General features: G+C 55.2%; 14 protein-coding genes. 5 read left to right on the plus strand and 9 right to left on the minus strand.

The genetic code is table 11. The features are described from left to right. Positions 1 to 12 precede the first annotated feature (12 nt). From VH86_RS02440 to iolG, 8 genes are all read right to left on the minus strand, one after another. Positions 13 to 750 (minus strand): amino acid ABC transporter ATP-binding protein, encoded by a 738-nt coding sequence (locus tag VH86_RS02440; protein ID WP_045814737.1) that lies wholly within the window; start codon positions 748 to 750, stop codon positions 13 to 15. Between the two features lie 12 nt (positions 751 to 762). Further along, the gene (locus VH86_RS02445) at positions 763 to 1,329 is read right to left on the minus strand and encodes a peroxidase-related enzyme (protein ID WP_045831766.1); all 567 of its coding nucleotides are present in this window, start codon (positions 1,327 to 1,329) and stop codon (positions 763 to 765) included. Further along, positions 1,326 to 1,808: a CMD domain-containing protein gene (locus tag VH86_RS02450; RefSeq protein ID WP_045814739.1), complete on the minus strand. Its 483-nt coding sequence runs from the start codon at positions 1,806 to 1,808 to the stop codon at positions 1,326 to 1,328. The genes VH86_RS02445 and VH86_RS02450 overlap by 4 nt, the downstream gene beginning before the upstream one ends. After that, entirely contained in the window at positions 1,805 to 3,259 is a 1,455-nt protein-coding gene (locus VH86_RS02455; protein ID WP_045831767.1) for an NAD(P)-binding domain-containing protein, read from the minus strand. The genes VH86_RS02450 and VH86_RS02455 overlap by 4 nt, the downstream gene beginning before the upstream one ends. Before the next feature lie 471 nt (positions 3,260 to 3,730). Further along, positions 3,731 to 4,693 (minus strand): LysR family transcriptional regulator, encoded by a 963-nt coding sequence (locus VH86_RS02460; RefSeq protein ID WP_045831768.1) that lies wholly within the window; start codon positions 4,691 to 4,693, stop codon positions 3,731 to 3,733. A gap of 203 nt (positions 4,694 to 4,896) precedes the next feature. Continuing rightward, a complete protein-coding gene (locus VH86_RS02465) occupies positions 4,897 to 5,826 on the minus strand; it encodes a sugar ABC transporter substrate-binding protein (protein WP_045831769.1) in 930 nt (309 codons plus the stop codon). Positions 5,827 to 5,874: 48 nt separating this feature from the next. Then, complete coding sequence (locus VH86_RS02470; protein WP_045831770.1) at positions 5,875 to 6,669, minus strand: SDR family oxidoreductase; 795 nt, start codon at positions 6,667 to 6,669, stop codon at positions 5,875 to 5,877. Then, positions 6,662 to 7,693, minus strand: a complete 1,032-nt coding sequence (gene iolG / locus VH86_RS02475) for an inositol 2-dehydrogenase (RefSeq protein ID WP_045831771.1) — start codon at positions 7,691 to 7,693, stop codon at positions 6,662 to 6,664. Before iolG ends, VH86_RS02470 begins: the two co-directional genes overlap by 8 nt. A 240-nt stretch (positions 7,694 to 7,933) precedes the next feature. Here iolG and VH86_RS02480 point away from each other — a divergent pair, with 240 nt between their 5' ends. Continuing rightward, a complete protein-coding gene (locus VH86_RS02480) occupies positions 7,934 to 8,977 on the plus strand; it encodes a LacI family DNA-binding transcriptional regulator (RefSeq protein WP_038644805.1) in 1,044 nt (347 codons plus the stop codon). Between the two features lie 7 nt (positions 8,978 to 8,984). Here the strand turns inward: VH86_RS02480 and VH86_RS02485 are convergent, their stop codons facing one another. Next, a complete protein-coding gene (locus VH86_RS02485; protein ID WP_045831772.1) occupies positions 8,985 to 9,893 on the minus strand; it encodes a LysR family transcriptional regulator in 909 nt (302 codons plus the stop codon). Positions 9,894 to 10,023: 130 nt separating this feature from the next. Between VH86_RS02485 and VH86_RS02490 the strand changes: the two genes are divergently transcribed. The 4 genes from VH86_RS02490 to VH86_RS25610 all read left to right on the plus strand — a co-directional run bounded on the left by VH86_RS02490 (position 10,024) and on the right by VH86_RS25610 (position 15,077). Beyond that, a complete protein-coding gene (locus VH86_RS02490; protein ID WP_045831773.1) occupies positions 10,024 to 11,334 on the plus strand; it encodes an MFS transporter in 1,311 nt (436 codons plus the stop codon). A 14-nt stretch (positions 11,335 to 11,348) separates the two neighbouring features. After that, complete coding sequence (locus VH86_RS02495) at positions 11,349 to 12,437, plus strand: tartrate dehydrogenase (protein ID WP_045831774.1); 1,089 nt, start codon at positions 11,349 to 11,351, stop codon at positions 12,435 to 12,437. A gap of 2 nt (positions 12,438 to 12,439) precedes the next feature. Further along, on the plus strand, positions 12,440 to 13,699 hold the full coding sequence (locus VH86_RS02500; RefSeq protein WP_045831775.1) for a glycerate kinase: 1,260 nt from the start codon (positions 12,440 to 12,442) through the stop codon (positions 13,697 to 13,699). 598 nt (positions 13,700 to 14,297) lie between these two features. Beyond that, positions 14,298 to 15,077, plus strand: a complete 780-nt coding sequence (locus VH86_RS25610) for a hypothetical protein (protein WP_156150546.1) — start codon at positions 14,298 to 14,300, stop codon at positions 15,075 to 15,077. Positions 15,078 to 15,180 lie beyond the last annotated feature (103 nt).

Here is a 15,180-nt window from a genome sequence, read left to right on the forward strand (position 1 = left end):
TTCCTTTAATTATTAGAATGCTCGTTCTGAACTGAGGAACTGTGCAAGGCGCGGCAGGGTTGGGTTATCAAACATCTCTGCCGGACTGCCCTGCGCGGCCACGACACCCTGATCCATAAACACGATGCGATTCGAAATGCTTTTCGCGAACTGCATCTCATGCGTCACCAGCAGCGAGGTAATGCCGGATGACGCCACGTCTTTAATCACTTTCAGCACTTCACCCACCAGCTCAGGATCGAGCGATGAGGTCGGTTCATCAAACAGCATCACATCCGGACGCACCGCCAAAGCACGGGCGATACCGGTACGCTGTAACTGGCCGCCAGAGAGTTGCGACGGATAGTGATCGAGCCTGGCACCCAGACCCACGCGTTCCAGCTCCTGCACGGCGATGTCGCGCGCTTGCTGTTTGGTTTTACGCTGGATGACGATCAGCGGATCCATCACGTTTTCCAGCACCGTCATGTTTTTGAATACGTTGAACTGCTGGAATACCATGGCGGTGCGCAAGCGGATCGCCTGGATCGCCGCTTTATCCGGTGACTGATAATCCATGCGGATCTGATCCAGCTGAATCGTCCCGGCTGATGGCTTCGCCAGATAGTTGATGCAGCGCAGCAGCGTGGTTTTACCGGTGCCGCTTGGCCCGATGATCGATACCACATCGCCGCGTTTTACCGACAGATCAACCCCTTTCAGGATCGGATTGCTGCCGTAAGAGAGCGTAATATTGTTGAGTTCTAACATCCGGTGCAGCCCTTATTTGTTCAGGTCAGCATGGCCGATCACATGCATCAGACGGTTGGCCCAGCCGAAAATGGCGATGGCGTGGATCAGATCGATAATCTCCTGATCGTTCATGCCGACGGCACGCAGTGCCGCCACATCTTCCGGTGTGGCCTCAGAAGGCGTAACCGATAAACGGCGAGCAAAGCGATAGATCGCCGCATCGCGTTCACCTAATACATCCGCTCTATCAAAATAGATGGCACTGACCACGGCGTCACTGTCGGCCAGCTGTGCATGACGGCGCGCATGCACCACCGCGCAATAACGGCAGCCGTTGACGATCGAAGCCCCCAGCGCGCCCAGCTCACGATCGGCGCGATCGAGGCCACCTTCGACATACATAATGGCGTTGAACAGCCCGGTACGTGCGGTGTAACTCTCGGGATCGTGCACCAGCGTGCGCACGTACTCTGAGATTTTCTTGTTGGACGGCGTGACTTTCATCGCATCCAGCTGCGCCGGTGTCGCCTGTTCTACATCGACTGGTGTGATGTACGGATGCCAGTGCAGCGGCTTGAGATTTACCGATGGAATCATGCGGACCTCATCAAACGTAAGCCAGCCGCCACGCGCGTCTGGAAGTTAACAAAGGCGATCAGCTCAGAGAGCGCAACAATTTGCGGGTTGCTCAAACCGGCCTGCTCCAGCAAACGAATATGCTGTTCGGTAGCCTGAATGGGTTGTTGCGTGACCATGTCGGCATGGCGCGCAATCGTGGCCAGCGGCTCTTCCGCTACGGCGCAACCCGAGGCCAGCGCCAGCAGGGCTTCAGACGGATTTAACGCCGCCAGCTGCGCCTGGTAATCACGTTGCAGCGGCGCATCGTAGTTCAACACCGCCATACGCTGCGCCAGTGCCAGACGCAGATCCGCAGGTAAACCCTGATCGTCTTCCGGCGTCAGTACAGACACACGGCACGCTTCCGCACCCTCAACAAATTCGGGACGCAGGCGGCGCGTCTGATACAACGCCTCTTCTGGTGTTAATCCGGCTGCTTGATCAATAGCGTCGCTCACAACGCGTTCTCCTGTTTTAGTAACGGGGTTGAATCCACCCATTCATCGCCCTGTAGTTCAGGGGTGTCAAAAGCTTGTAAGTTGGCGTAGTGCTGCTCGACGTCCTCGGCAAACAGTGAGGCAGTGATACCGCGCACCAGGCGATCGGCCCCGGCGCTCACCGCAGGAATATCGCCGGAGACTTTACCGTGCGTCAGCATCGCGGCATCGTTGAAGCAGTAGATGTGTGCCAACATTGGGCAGGCATCAGGCGTCAGTTCGCGGAACTCGAACGAAGGGCCGAGATCCGGCGCTTCCAGCAGGCTGTGGCGCGGATTGCCCATCTCAGGTTGATAGCGACCGTCAGACCAGCTGCGAATATGCGGCGCAATGGCGGCAAACTCCGGGCGGCCGTGGAAATCGTTGGTGAAGCCCGTCGCGGCGATCAAAAAATCGTAGTGCAGTGCACCTTGGGTGGTTTCAATCACCAGACCGTTTTCTTCCTGTTTGACGGCGTTAATCCCACAGTCAAGGAAGAAGCGCGCATTTTCATGGCGTGACACACGCAGGGTTGAAGAGCGCGGCGGTGGCGTTTGGGTGGCGGCGGTGTAATCGACGAATTTCCATTTCCACGCGTCTGGCAACTGATGCATGCCGTGCACCACGCCCTGGCTACCAATCCCGGTCATTTTATTGATGCGCGGCATCTCTTTACGACGAATCAGCAGATCCACTGCGCCCGCGCCCTGCTCCAGCGCGGTAGCCGCGTTGTCCATCGACGATGCGCCTGCGCCAATCACGGCAATGCGCTTGCCTTTTAAGGCCGTGAAATCGATGTCATCAGCGGAGTGTGCCCAGAACTGACGATCAATGCCCTGCAGGAAATCCGGTACGGCGAAACCACCGAGACCAGAACGTCCGGTGGCGAGCACCAGGCGACGCGTGTAAACCCGATCGGTTTCGGCACCGTCCAGATCCAGCGCAATCAAATCCCCGGCCTGCGCAATGTGAGTGACGCGCACATTGTTCTGTACCGGCAGATTCAATACCTTGCGATACCAAATCAGGTAATCCATCCACTGCGCTTTAGGGATCTTGTCCAGCGCCTGCCACGCCTCTTTGCCCCACTGCGCCGTGAACCAGGCGCGGAAGGTCAGCTGTGCGAGGCCGAGTGCCGGGCCGTGCAACGTTTTCGGTGAGCGCAGGGTTTCCATACGCGCAAAAGTGATCCACGGACCCTCCAGCCCAGCGGGTGCGGCGTCATAAGCCACCACATTGCTGATGCCGGTGAACTGCAATTTGGCGAGTGCCGCCAGACCGCACATGCCTGCGCCAATCACCACCACATCGCGGACCGGCGCACTCTGAAAGGTGCGTTCCGGTACCCAGGATTTGGCGGGCAGTTCCAGAAATTCCAGATCCTGCTGAAGCTGAGCTTCTAATGCGGCAAGACCGTTGGCGGCATATGTCATAGAGAGATTTCCCTGGTGTCAGCGATCGCGTTGAGAGCGAGCGAAAACGATGAAAACACGCCGATGACCCTACCTTTTTTATTATCTATAAAACGCATAATAGGTAGCTAACAATCATCAATACGCATAGTAAGAGCTAAGTTTTCGCATAATCCTCTTGCCCTAAATGTGAGTCAAGATTTTCGCTCAGGATTTGACCAATGGATTTCTTATATCTTATGCCGAAAAAGTTATAAGCGTTGAATGGCGGGTAATCCTTCGCGGTTGATGAAGCGATGATGCCGCTGTTAATTGCACGATAAATTATGCCGCTACGATTAGGTAGGAACATCCCGTGCCGAGTTGCATGCCGTTCTGATGCGTAGCGGCGCGAGTTATCGCGCTTGTTGAAGCGATGATGCTGCTGTTAAATGCACGATAAATCGTGCCGCGACGATCAGGAAGGAACATCCCGTGCCGTGTTGCGTGCCGCTATGACTCCTGGTTGATCACTCGCATGATGCGCGGATGTTCGCTGGCGGGCAGGCGTTCAAATCCTGGCAGCAACTCGGCCGCAACGTCTGCCAGCGCTTCCACCAGCGCCTGGGCCGCGCTGGAAATCTGCCGACCTTGCGGCGTGATCACGCCAAAGAAGTAAGGGATCTCTTCTTGAATCGGACGGATTGCCACCCCGGCCAGTGGCATGCCCCAGCCCGTCACCGGTTCGAGGATCGCCACGCCCAATCCGGCACGCACGCAGCCCAGAATATTCGCCGAGGAGTTGGTTTCGATGGTTTCCAGCAGAGGGGCTTTGACTTTCTTCAGCGCTTTTTCGTAACGACCACGCAGGCGTTGCGGACTCCATGGCGCAATCAAACGGCGTCCAGCAAGCTGGCTCAGCGAGAGCGTACTGTGTGCCGCCAGTTCATCCTCTTCCGGCAAGGCAATCACGCACTGTGATTGCCCAATCCAATGCAACTCCACCGCATGATGCTCCAGCGGCAAGCTACATAATCCAATATCGGCTTCAGCGGTGATTACCGCATGCGCGGTCTGCTCCGCCGATTCGCTGATAATCTGCACTTTGTTTTGCAGGTTCAATGCCGCCAGCGCCTGGGGCAGCAATCCGGCGGCCAGTGCCGGCGTGGCGGCAATACTGAGCGGACGATGCTGCTGATGGGCAATCTCTTGTGCGCGTAAGCGGATCTGCTGCAGTGACAGCAGCGCTTTCTGCACATACTGATGCAGCTGCAGTGCTTCTTCCGAGGGGTGAATACGCGGGCCGTTGCGGATAAACAGCGGATAACCCAGCGACTGCTCCAGCTCCTGAATCAGGCGGGAGACGGCGGGCTGCGAGCGATTGAGCGCTTTGGCGGCCGCCGTCACGCTGCCCGCTGAAATCACCGCCGAGAAGGCTTCCAGCTGACGCAGATCAAGGTCATTTAACAGAGTCATCGCGTGGTTACTTCCCTAAGTCACTGATCGTTCCCGACAATCACGCGGGAAAAAATCCATCATAGAGAGAGTTACGTGAATTAGCCACTGCGGGAAAAACTGCGTGGTGGTCGTCATGCTCGTCAGTTAAGCGACGGGTGATAACGCAGTCTGGTGTCGTACAGGGTGCGCATTAGTGCGCACCGGAAGCAGCACCTTAATATTTAGCGCACCTTATTCTGCGCAAACTCACTGTAATTTTCCCGGGTAATCAGTTGATAAGGAATAAAGGTATCCTTCGCCACCTTATCGCCTTTCACCAGCGCAACCGCCGATTGCACCGCACCATCGCCCTGACCTTTGGCATCCTGAAACACCGTCAGACTCATCTCACCACTCTTGATGAACTGCAGCGCATCCGGTGTGCCGTCAATGCCCGCCACCTGCACGTTCTTCGCACCCGCTTGCTTAAGTGCCAGAATGGCACCGATCGCCATCTCATCATTGTTGGCGACGATGGCGTTGATATCCTGGCCGGTAAGCAGCCAGTTGGTGGTGACATCATTGGCTTCTTTGCGGAAGAACAGCGCGGATTGCTTATCCAGCACCTTCATACCCGGATGCTGCGCAATCACCTCTTCTACCCCTTTGGTGCGTTCGCGGGTATCTTCGCCCGACAGATTCCCCATCAGGATCATCACGTTGCCTTTATCCCCCATCTTCTTCGCCAGTGCTTCCATCTGCATTTTTCCAGCCAGACGTGGATCCGATCCAACATAGGCCATGCGATCACTCAACGGGGTTTCTGGCCGACGGTTAACGAATACCAGCGGCACGTTAGATCGCTGTGCCAGTGCGATAATCGGTTTCATTGCCTGGGTATCGGTAGGCGTGACGATGATGGCGTCAACGCCCTGGCCGATAAAGGATTCCACCTGCTGCAACTGCTGTGCGGAATCCCCTTTCGCATCCTCAAACTGTCCCTGAACATCACCGAGCTGTTTCATTTTGCTCGCCATCGCCTGGCGCAGGATGGTCTGAAAGTTATCGTCGAAGTGATCCATGCTGACCCCAATGCTGAGATCTTTCGCCATCACGCTCACGGGTAACGCGCACAGCAGTGCCAGCGCGGTAAGGTGTTTTTTCAATTGCATAATCTGACCTTATTGTATTGATTTGTAGGGGGCAGAATCGGCGCATCCTTACTCGGGATAAGCACCGGCAACATTCTGGTCGTAATCGATTAATGCACCGGTCATCACACCGGCTTCCTGACTGAGCAGATAGCTGGCGAGGCTTGCCAACTGCTGCGGCTTACAAAGCTGTCCCATCGGCTGCGAGGCCTCGGCACGTTCCAGCCAGCCATCTGTCGCGCCGTGATATTTTCGTTGGGTGAGATCCTCGCCAGGCGTGTCCATCCAGCCGGGCAAAATGGCATTGCAGCGAATACGGTTGCCGCGATAGGCGTTGGCTACGTTTTTAGTCAGCGTGGCGAGCGCGCCTTTGGAGGCGGAATAGGGTGCCAGATAGGATTGCCCACAGTGCGCGCACTGCGACAGGATATTGACGATCGCCCCACTGCCGCCCTGAGCCAGCCGATGGCGCACAAAGCCTTGCATCAGAAAGAAAGGTGCGCGCGCGTTGGTATTGAACATCTGATCCCAGAGTGCCACTGGGGTATCCACCAGTTTGCCGCGTGCGCCCAGTGCGGCGGCATTCACCAGCACGTTCACGTCGCCAAAGGCAGCGACCGCCCGCTCGGTTAATGCCAGGCACGCATCCACATCCTGCAAGTCCAGCGCGACGAACTGCGCCGTGGCGCCCAGTTCAGCCAGTTCGGCACTGGCACGCGCGCCCTTCTCTGCATCACGTCCGGCAAGGATCAATCGTGTGCAACCCTCCCGTACCAGTTGACGTGCGATGGCAAAACCCACGCCCTGTGCGCCACCGGTCACGATGGCAATGGTATTCGTATGTCGGCCAGCGGTGTTATGCATGATGGAACTCCTGATCTAATCCAGTGAGGTGCAGGGTTTTGCCGAGTCTGAGTGATTCGGTGGCAGCTTCTGCGAGCAGTGCGGCTTTCAGTCCGTCCAATGCATTGACCGGCATCGGTTTGCCGCTCTGTGCACACTCCAGGAACAGCCGCATCTCTTCCACATAGCTGGGCCCGTAGCGCTCCATAAAGAATTCAAGAATCGGTGCGGCACAGCCCGGCGCATCTGTTGCATAGCGGGTAAAGCCAGACTGGCGCGGGTTATCGGACATCACCATGCCGCTGGCACCAAAGGCTTCAATGCGTTGGTCGAAGCCATAGCTGCAGCGGCGGGAGTTGAGGATAGTGACGAGTGTGCCGTCCTCCGCCAGTAACGTCACGCTGGCAGTATCCACATCCCCCAGGCGACCGATTTCGGGATCGATAATCGACGATCCGTGCGCGGTGATACTGACAAACTCTTTGCCGACAATGCCGCGTGCCATATCGAAATCGTGGATCATCATGTCGCGGAACAGGCCGCCGGAGCGTGGAATGTATTCCAGCGGTGGCGGGAAGGGATCGCGACTGGTGATGGTCAGTTGCTCAAGACGACCAATCTCACCGGCTTGTACCGCATGGCGCACCGAGGCATGTCCACGGTCAAAACGGCGATTGAAGCCAAGAAACACCCGCTGAGCGGCCTCGCAGCCGATGATCTCAATGCAATGCCGCGCATCCGCCAGGCTGCTGGCGATCGGCTTTTCACACAGTACTGGTTTACCGGCATTGACGGCCGCAATGATCAGTTCCACATGGGTATCTGACGAGGTGGCAATTACCACGGCGCTGACCTGAGGGTGACTGATGGCCGCCGCCGCGCTCGATGCTACTGCCGCCCCGGTTTCTGCTGCCATCGCATCTGCTGCGGCGCTAACTGGATCGTACACCGCCACAATCTGCCCACCCGCCTGGCGAATCGCTGCCGCATGTACTTTCGCCATCCGGCCTGCACCGAGCAGCGCGATACCTGTTAATTGCGTCATGTTTAACTCCTGAAATAAAAAGTGTGGCATTGGCTGAATAATTCCCGCGCTTTTATCTTTATCTTTTAAATAAAGACAGGTTTCTGCGCTGATTATTGGCCTGCGAAATTCATCGAATCGTTAAATAAACTCTACGCACATCACCCTTTGAAATTAATTGATGCATAAATGTTGATCAAATGCTGAATTGGCGGTAAACATTCACGCAATGATGGTTTCCCTTCAAAACGGATAATTAATGTGAGCGACATCAAAAAAACCACGTTGGATCAGATAGCTGCCGCCGCAGGCGTCAGTTTAAGTACCGTTGATCGGGTGATGAACCGACGTGGCGGTGTCTCACCCGCGCGGGAAGCCAAAGTGCTGGAGTGGGCCAATAAGCTCAATGTGGATCGCGTGCTGTTTCGCGGCTATTTGCCGATGCTCCGCGTGGCGGTACTGATGCAGTCGCCGAAGAATCCCTTTTATCGCGGCCTGCGTAATGCCTTCGCCGATATCGGCGCCACGCTGTCGGAAATGCGTCTTAACTGTTTTATTCACTATCTCGACCTGACTAAACCGCAGGGCACCATCAAGCAGATTCACCAGATTGCCTCGGTGAATGACGCGATGATTGTGGTCTGTCCCAACGATCCTGACGTTGCAGAGGCGCTAAGACAGATATCCGCCAAAACCCCGGTGGTGACGCTGGTTACGGACATTCCCACCAGCGGGCGAATCGCTTATGTGGGGCCGGACAACCGCCAAATGGGCCGCGCCGCCGGGGAACTCATGGGCCGCTTTTGCGGCAGTCAGGGCGGAGAGGTGTTGGTGGTGTTGGGGATGCAGCACATGATTGGGCACGAGGAGCGCGAGATGGGGTTTCGCTCAGTGCTGCGTGAGCGCTTCCCGTTATTTGCGATCAGCGAAACACTGGAGAGTGGTGAAGATCAAACCCGTGCCGGTGAAGTGGTGCGCAGAGCATTACAAAACAATCCGAATATTCGCGGCATTTATAATGTTTCAGCAGGTAATACCAATATCACTCAAGCGATTAAATCCCTTGGACTGGAACAGCAAATGGTATTAATTACCCATGAGCTGACTACCGAGCGTCGTCGTATGCTGCGTGAAGGGGTCATCGATGTGATTATCGACCAGAACCCGCATGAAGAAGCACGCCGTGCGCTGGAAATTATTGCCGTGCATTTCAATCGGGTGGAAAGTGATAAAAGTCCGGGCAGCTATACGCCGTTTAATATTTATATTCGCGAGAACTGCCCGCCGGAATCGGAATTTAGTTAAGCATTCATCACAGTTTTTCAGTCAGCTCGCGCTTGTTGTCATTTAACAGGCGCAGCATCTCACGCAGATAATCATCTTCATTGCCTTTTTGCCAGGCAATACTCAGCGGCAGACCTTTTATTTGCTCTGGCAAGGCCAATGCAATATAGCTGACGCTTTCGCTGTTCATGGTGCGATAGGATGCGGGCACCACTGCCAGCCCTAATCCCGCCCCAACCAAACTTAAAATGGTCTGTTTCTCTTCAGCGAACTGCGCGATGTGAGGCGTTAATCCCGCCTGTTTAAACAAACTCATGGTGAGATCGTGACTGTGTGGTCGGGTACGGCGGTCAGGGATAATCATCGCTTCATGCTGAAAATCTTCCACGGCGACCTGCGTTCTCCTTGCCAGCGGATGATTGCGTGGCACCGCCAGCACGCAACTTTCGCGGGTAATAAAGCGCATGGCCAGTGAGGCATCAATCACCTGCGGCGCACGAATAATAATCATATCCAACCAGCCGGATTTTAATTTCGGAATCAGATTGATGGTTTTATCTTCGATAATATGAATATCGCTGGTGGGATGCAGTGGGATAAATAAGTTTAACAAAGCGGGCACTAATCCTCGCGCCGCGCTATCTATCGCGCCAATACGTAATGTTCGGCGCTCATCTTTTAATCCCACTTTAAAACGCAGGGCCAGCGCATCAAATTGATCGATCAATTTGCTGGCTTCGTCAAAAAATATCGCGCCCTCTGCCGTTAAAGAAACGTTGCGTGTTGAACGGTTCAACAAACGTACGCCAAGGTCCTCTTCGAGTAATCGAATGAAGCGAGAAAGTGACGCAGGCATCATTTCCATTCTTTGGGCCGCCCGACCAAAATGGAGTTCTTTACCCACTGCCACAAAACAACGCAGTTGATTTATATCCACATTTCCCTCGCCATTCGATTATTCAAATACTTTATATAATCCACTCTTGATGATCCGCCAAGTCAAAACTGCATACTGAACTCGATTACAAAAAAATAACACCACCCTACACAATCTGGAGCACTTTAATATGAACTCTCACCTCGAAAAAAGGGTGATGCGTAAAGTGACGTTACGCATTGTGCCCTTCATCATGCTGCTCTACTTCATCGCCTTTCTCGATCGCGTCAACATTGGTTTTGCCGCGTTAACCATGAATCAGGATTTAGGTTTCTCACCCACGGTATTTGGTTTGGGTGCGGGAATCTTTTTCCTCGGTTATTTCCTGTTCGAAGTACCGTCGAATTTAATTCTGCATAAAGTCGGTGCGCGGATCTGGATTGCCCGCGTGATGATCACCTGGGGATTGGTCTCCGGCTGCATGGCCTTTGTGCAAGGTACCACCAGTTTCTACACCCTGCGTTTCCTGCTCGGCGTGGCAGAAGCCGGTTTCTTCCCCGGCATCATCCTCTATCTCAGCTACTGGTTCCCGGCGGCTAAACGGGCGCAGGTCACGGCCATTTTTATGGCTGCGGCGCCACTCTCGACCGCGCTGGGATCGCCGATTTCCGCTGCCTTACTGGAGATGCATGGCTTCCTGGGCTACGCAGGCTGGCAGTGGATGTTTGTGCTGGAAGCCATTCCCGCATTGCTGCTTGGCGTGGTGGTGCTGTTCTTCCTCACCGACCGTCCAGCCAAGGCCAAATGGCTGACTGATGAAGAGCGGGCGTGGCTGGAAAACACCATGCAGGCTGAGGAGCTGGCGCGTGCGGCAAAACAGAGCCACAGCAGCGCCTGGCGCGGGCTGGCGGATAAACGAGTATTGGCATTAGCGCTGGTCTACTTCGGCACGTCCGCAGGCTTGTACACCCTCGGCATCTGGTCACCGCAAATTATTCGCAGCTTTGGTGCTTCCTCGCTGGAGATTGGTTTCCTTAACGCTTTCCCGGCAGTGATCGGCGTCATCGCCATGATCCTGTGGGCACGTCACTCGGATCGCACCAAAGAGCGCAGCTGGCACGTGATTGGTGCCTGTTTACTGGCCGCTGCCGGGCTGATATACGCCGGTAACGTCAGCACGCTGTTTGCCGTGATTATCGCCCTGACGCTGGTCACCGTGGGGATCAGCGCTTCGAAACCGCCACTGTGGAGCATGCCAACCCTGTTCCTCAGCGGCCCGGCCGCCGCAGCGGGTATCGCCACCATTAACTCCATCGGCAACCTCGGCGGTTTTGTCGGCCCGATGATGATCGGTGTTATCCGCCAGCAAACCGGTAGCTACACCTGGGGCCTGTATTTCGTCGCCGGACTGCTGGCGCTCTCTGCTCTCGTCGTTCTGATTCTGTCTGCCAAAGCGAATAAACCGCAAACGGCAGAGATTCCTCATCCTCATACTCATTGATTGGAGAAGTAACTATGCGTAACTACAAAATTGCCGCGATTCCTGCCGACGGTATCGGCCCGGAAGTGATTTCAGCGGGCGTGGAAGTGCTGCATGCGCTGACGCGTCAAAATCCACAGTTGAAGTTCGATGTGCAAACGTTTGACTGGGGTTCGGACTACTACAAAAAACATGGCGTGATGATGCCGGAAGATGGCCTGAACACGCTGAAAAAATTCGATGCGATTTACTTCGGCGCGGTTGGTGCACCGGATGTGCCTGACCACATTACGCTGTGGGGCCTGCGTCTGCCGATTTGCCAGGGCTTCGACCAGTACGCTAACGTGCGTCCAACCAAAATTCTGCCGGGCGTCACCTCGCCGCTGCGCAACCGTGGTCCCGGCGATCTGGATTGGGTCATCGTACGTGAGAACTCAGAAGGTGAATATTCCGGTAACGGCGGTCGTGCGCACCGTGGCTTGCCGGAAGAAGTGGGCACCGAAGTGGCGATCTTCACCCGCGTTGGTGTCACCCGCATCATGCGTTATGCCTTTAAACTTGCACAGTCACGTCCACGCAAACTGCTGACCGTGGTGACTAAATCTAACGCCCAGCGTCACGGCATGGTGATGTGGGATGAGATTGCCGCTGAAGTGGCGCTGGAGTTCCCGGATGTGCAGTGGGACAAAATGCTGGTCGATGCGATGACGCACCGCATGACGCTGCACCCGCAGACGCTGGATACCATTGTCGCCACCAACCTGCACGCCGATATTCTTTCCGATCTGGCTGGAGCGTTGGCGGGCAGTCTGGGTGTGGCACCGACCGCCAATATCGATCCGCAACGCCGTTTCCCTTCCATGTTCGAACCGATTCATGGCTCGGCGTTTGATATCACCGGCAAAGGCATCGCTAACCCGATTGCCACCTTCTGGACTGCGGTGCAGATGCTGGAGCACCTCGGCGAACCTGATGCAGCTGCGCTGATCATGGAAGGCATTGAGTATGTGTGCGAACAGGGCATTCTGACGCCGGATGTCGGCGGTACCGCCAATACCGCTGACGTGACGCGTGCCGTCGTGCAATTCATCGAAGCCAAAGCCAACGTCGCCGAGACCGCATAATCATGAGAAATGAACAGGCCGCAGAGATCCTGCGCGATATCTTTCAGCACGCTGTCGACAGCGCCCGCGCCGGACCGGTGATCCCCCCCAACCTGCCGGAAAAGCCACGCGGACGTTGCGTGGTGATCGGTGCCGGTAAAGCCTCCGCTGCGATGGCGGCAGCGGTGGATGCGGCCTGGCCAGATGTGGATGTCTCGGGCGTGGTGGTAACGCGTTATGGCCACGCCGTGCCCGCGGGCCGCATCCGTATTCTTGAGGCGGCACATCCGGTTTCAGATGCCATGAGCGAAACCGCCGCGATGCTGATTGTGGAGACGCTGCGCGGGTTAACCCTAGATGATTTGGTGCTGGCATTGATTTCCGGTGGAGGATCGGCGCTGATGGCGCTGCCCGCACCGGGATTAACGCTGGCCGATAAGCAGACGATTACCCGCGCCCTGCTGCACAGCGGCGCCAACATCAAAGAGATGAATCTGGTTCGCCGTCATCTCTCGGCGGTGAAAGGCGGCAAGCTGGCGGCGCTGGCCCAACCGGCGCGCATCGTGTCACTGATTATCAGCGATGTGCCGGGTGATAACCCGACGGATGTGGCTTCTGGCCCTACCGTTGCCGACCAGAGTACGCCACGCGATGCGCTCAGGGTGTTAGAGCGCTATGGCATCGCGGTGCCGGAAGCGGTGCGTAAGGTGCTGAACCAGCCGACCCGCCCTGTGGAAAATGCCGCAAACAGTGAGGTCAGGCTGATTGCGGCACCTGCGCTCGCGTTGCAGGCAGCAGCCTTGACCGCCCGCGCGCATGGACTGACACCCTTGATTCTCGGCGATGCCATTGAAGGGGAAAGCCGTGAAGTGGCGGTAGTGATGGCCGGTATTGCCCGATCGGTAAAACAGTACGGTCATCCCGTTGTCGGGCCCGCTGTACTGCTTTCCGGCGGTGAAACCACGGTCACTGTGGCAAACGGGCGGGCGGGCAAAGGCGGACGCAATACCGAGTTTCTGCTCAGCCTGGCCTGCGCATTGCAGGGTGAAAGTGGCATCTGGGCGGTGGCGGGTGATACCGATGGTATCGATGGCACCGAAGATGCGGCGGGTGCAATGGTGTTCCCTGATACGCTGGCGCGCGGCAAGCTCAACGGCCTAAGTGCCTCGGCCTACCTGGATGCCCATGACAGCTACAGCTATTTTCACTCCACCGGGGATTTAGTGATCACGGGCCCGACGCTCACCAATGTGAATGATATTCGCGCCATATTGATAGCCTGATATCGCCGCTACCGTCTGGAAGACAGACGGTGGGAAAGACTTAGGCGGGGGTCTGGCGATTGCCAGCCCGATGGGGGTGATGTACTCCACCAATATCTCCCCAAACTCTAAAGCGGGTATTGGTGAATACACCGAGCAGGAGTTTGCCGATGCCGTGCGCAACTGGCTACGTTTGTGCGCAGCGGCTGGAGCAATAATGCGCCGGCGGTTTCGGCAAAAGAGGTGAAGAAGGTACGCGAGTCGATGGCTGTGAATAAGAAGTAAGGTGTTGATGCTTTTGCGTCTGAGTTAAAGGCGTAAACGCTCGTTTCATGTCCAGTACAATAAAAATAATCCGCCCCCCCATCCCATGTCAGCTAAACATCGGCCCTCGTTAATTAATATAAAATCAACCCTGAAGAGTATATGTAATTTATTCGTAAGGGATTTATTACATGGTTAGCAGTTGAACATTACTACAAACCTATCCCAAACTGACTTATATAAATCAAGTTAACAATTAAAATAGATAATAATAGTTTGAGATTATCACAGTAAGAAAACTCAAGATCACCCATTCACATTCTTCCTTCAAATAAATCCTTTCACCAGGAATAACATGAAATCACTATATTTACTTACCACCTTTATTTTTTTACTCCTATCAAGCACCGCGAATGCAGTCATCACCATCACACGAGCGAATGTTCCTGCGGGGACCAATACCTTAGAGATTAGTTATAGCTCTTCTGGCAGCAACTCTACGGCTTCAATCGGATGTGCAACGCGTTATTGTCAATTTGGTATTTGGGTATTAAATGCGACAGGTGCGGTTGAAAGACCTGCTCGAATAGTGCTTAGTGGTGGAAGTGGCGGTACCCCCCCGACCGACACATGGTCAAATGCGAATATTGTCTTTCAAAATAACTATCCTGCTAACGGTTCATTTAATTCTTCGTTTTCCGTATTTGGGCCAGGACCTTATTCTGTATGTGTTGGCGGGGCAACAAATAACGCAGGCGCACAATATCGAAATCAACCCGGTACTTCATGCCGGACTGTATCTGTTCCCCCCGTCCCAACCAGTTGCTCCTTCTCAGGTTCTCCCAACATAGACCACGGCACACTGCAGGCTGGACAGGTCAATGGGAAACAGGACGGCGTCAACATCAACGTGTACTGCAACCGCGCGACTTCAGCCACGATCAGCAGTTTGGGGGGCACTATCAACTTAGGTGGTGGCGTGACATCAACCCTTACATTTGATGGCCGAAGCTCTGGAGGGATTTCACTCCCCAGCGGCACTTCAAGCCATAGAGTGGCTTCCACGCTTAAAGCGACCAATCCTACTGCGGGAGACAAAAGCGGCAGCGGTACCATTGTGATAAATCTTCCCTAACGTTAAAGATGTGCTAATTCGCACTTACACAGTCACCTCCCACAACCCGGCTATCGCCGGGTTTTTCTATACCTGTACCTTGCATGTGAAATAGTTGTGCTCA

It is taken from the genome of Pantoea sp. BL1 (genome assembly GCF_000963985.1).
Taxonomy (GTDB): Bacteria; Pseudomonadota; Gammaproteobacteria; order Enterobacterales; family Enterobacteriaceae; genus Pantoea; species Pantoea rwandensis_B.

Excerpts from the sequence above, each read along its gene's own strand:
- VH86_RS02440 (WP_045814737.1), bottom strand. The coding sequence starts at position 750 with ATGTTAGAACTCAACAATATTACGCTCTCTTACGGCAGCAATCCGATC.
- iolG (WP_045831771.1), bottom strand. The coding sequence starts at position 7,693 with ATGACGCAATTAACAGGTATCGCGCTGCTCGGTGCAGGCCGGATGGCG.
- VH86_RS02455 (WP_045831767.1), bottom strand. The coding sequence starts at position 3,259 with ATGACATATGCCGCCAACGGTCTTGCCGCATTAGAAGCTCAGCTTCAG.
- VH86_RS02445 (WP_045831766.1), bottom strand. The coding sequence starts at position 1,329 with ATGATTCCATCGGTAAATCTCAAGCCGCTGCACTGGCATCCGTACATC.
- VH86_RS02465 (WP_045831769.1), bottom strand. The coding sequence starts at position 5,826 with ATGCAATTGAAAAAACACCTTACCGCGCTGGCACTGCTGTGCGCGTTA.
- VH86_RS02470 (WP_045831770.1), bottom strand. The coding sequence starts at position 6,669 with ATGCATAACACCGCTGGCCGACATACGAATACCATTGCCATCGTGACC.
- VH86_RS02490 (WP_045831773.1), top strand. The coding sequence starts at position 10,024 with ATGAACTCTCACCTCGAAAAAAGGGTGATGCGTAAAGTGACGTTACGC.
- VH86_RS25610 (WP_156150546.1), top strand. The coding sequence starts at position 14,298 with ATGAAATCACTATATTTACTTACCACCTTTATTTTTTTACTCCTATCA.
- VH86_RS02460 (WP_045831768.1), bottom strand. The coding sequence starts at position 4,693 with ATGACTCTGTTAAATGACCTTGATCTGCGTCAGCTGGAAGCCTTCTCG.
- VH86_RS02500 (WP_045831775.1), top strand. The coding sequence starts at position 12,440 with ATGAGAAATGAACAGGCCGCAGAGATCCTGCGCGATATCTTTCAGCAC.
- VH86_RS02495 (WP_045831774.1), top strand. The coding sequence starts at position 11,349 with ATGCGTAACTACAAAATTGCCGCGATTCCTGCCGACGGTATCGGCCCG.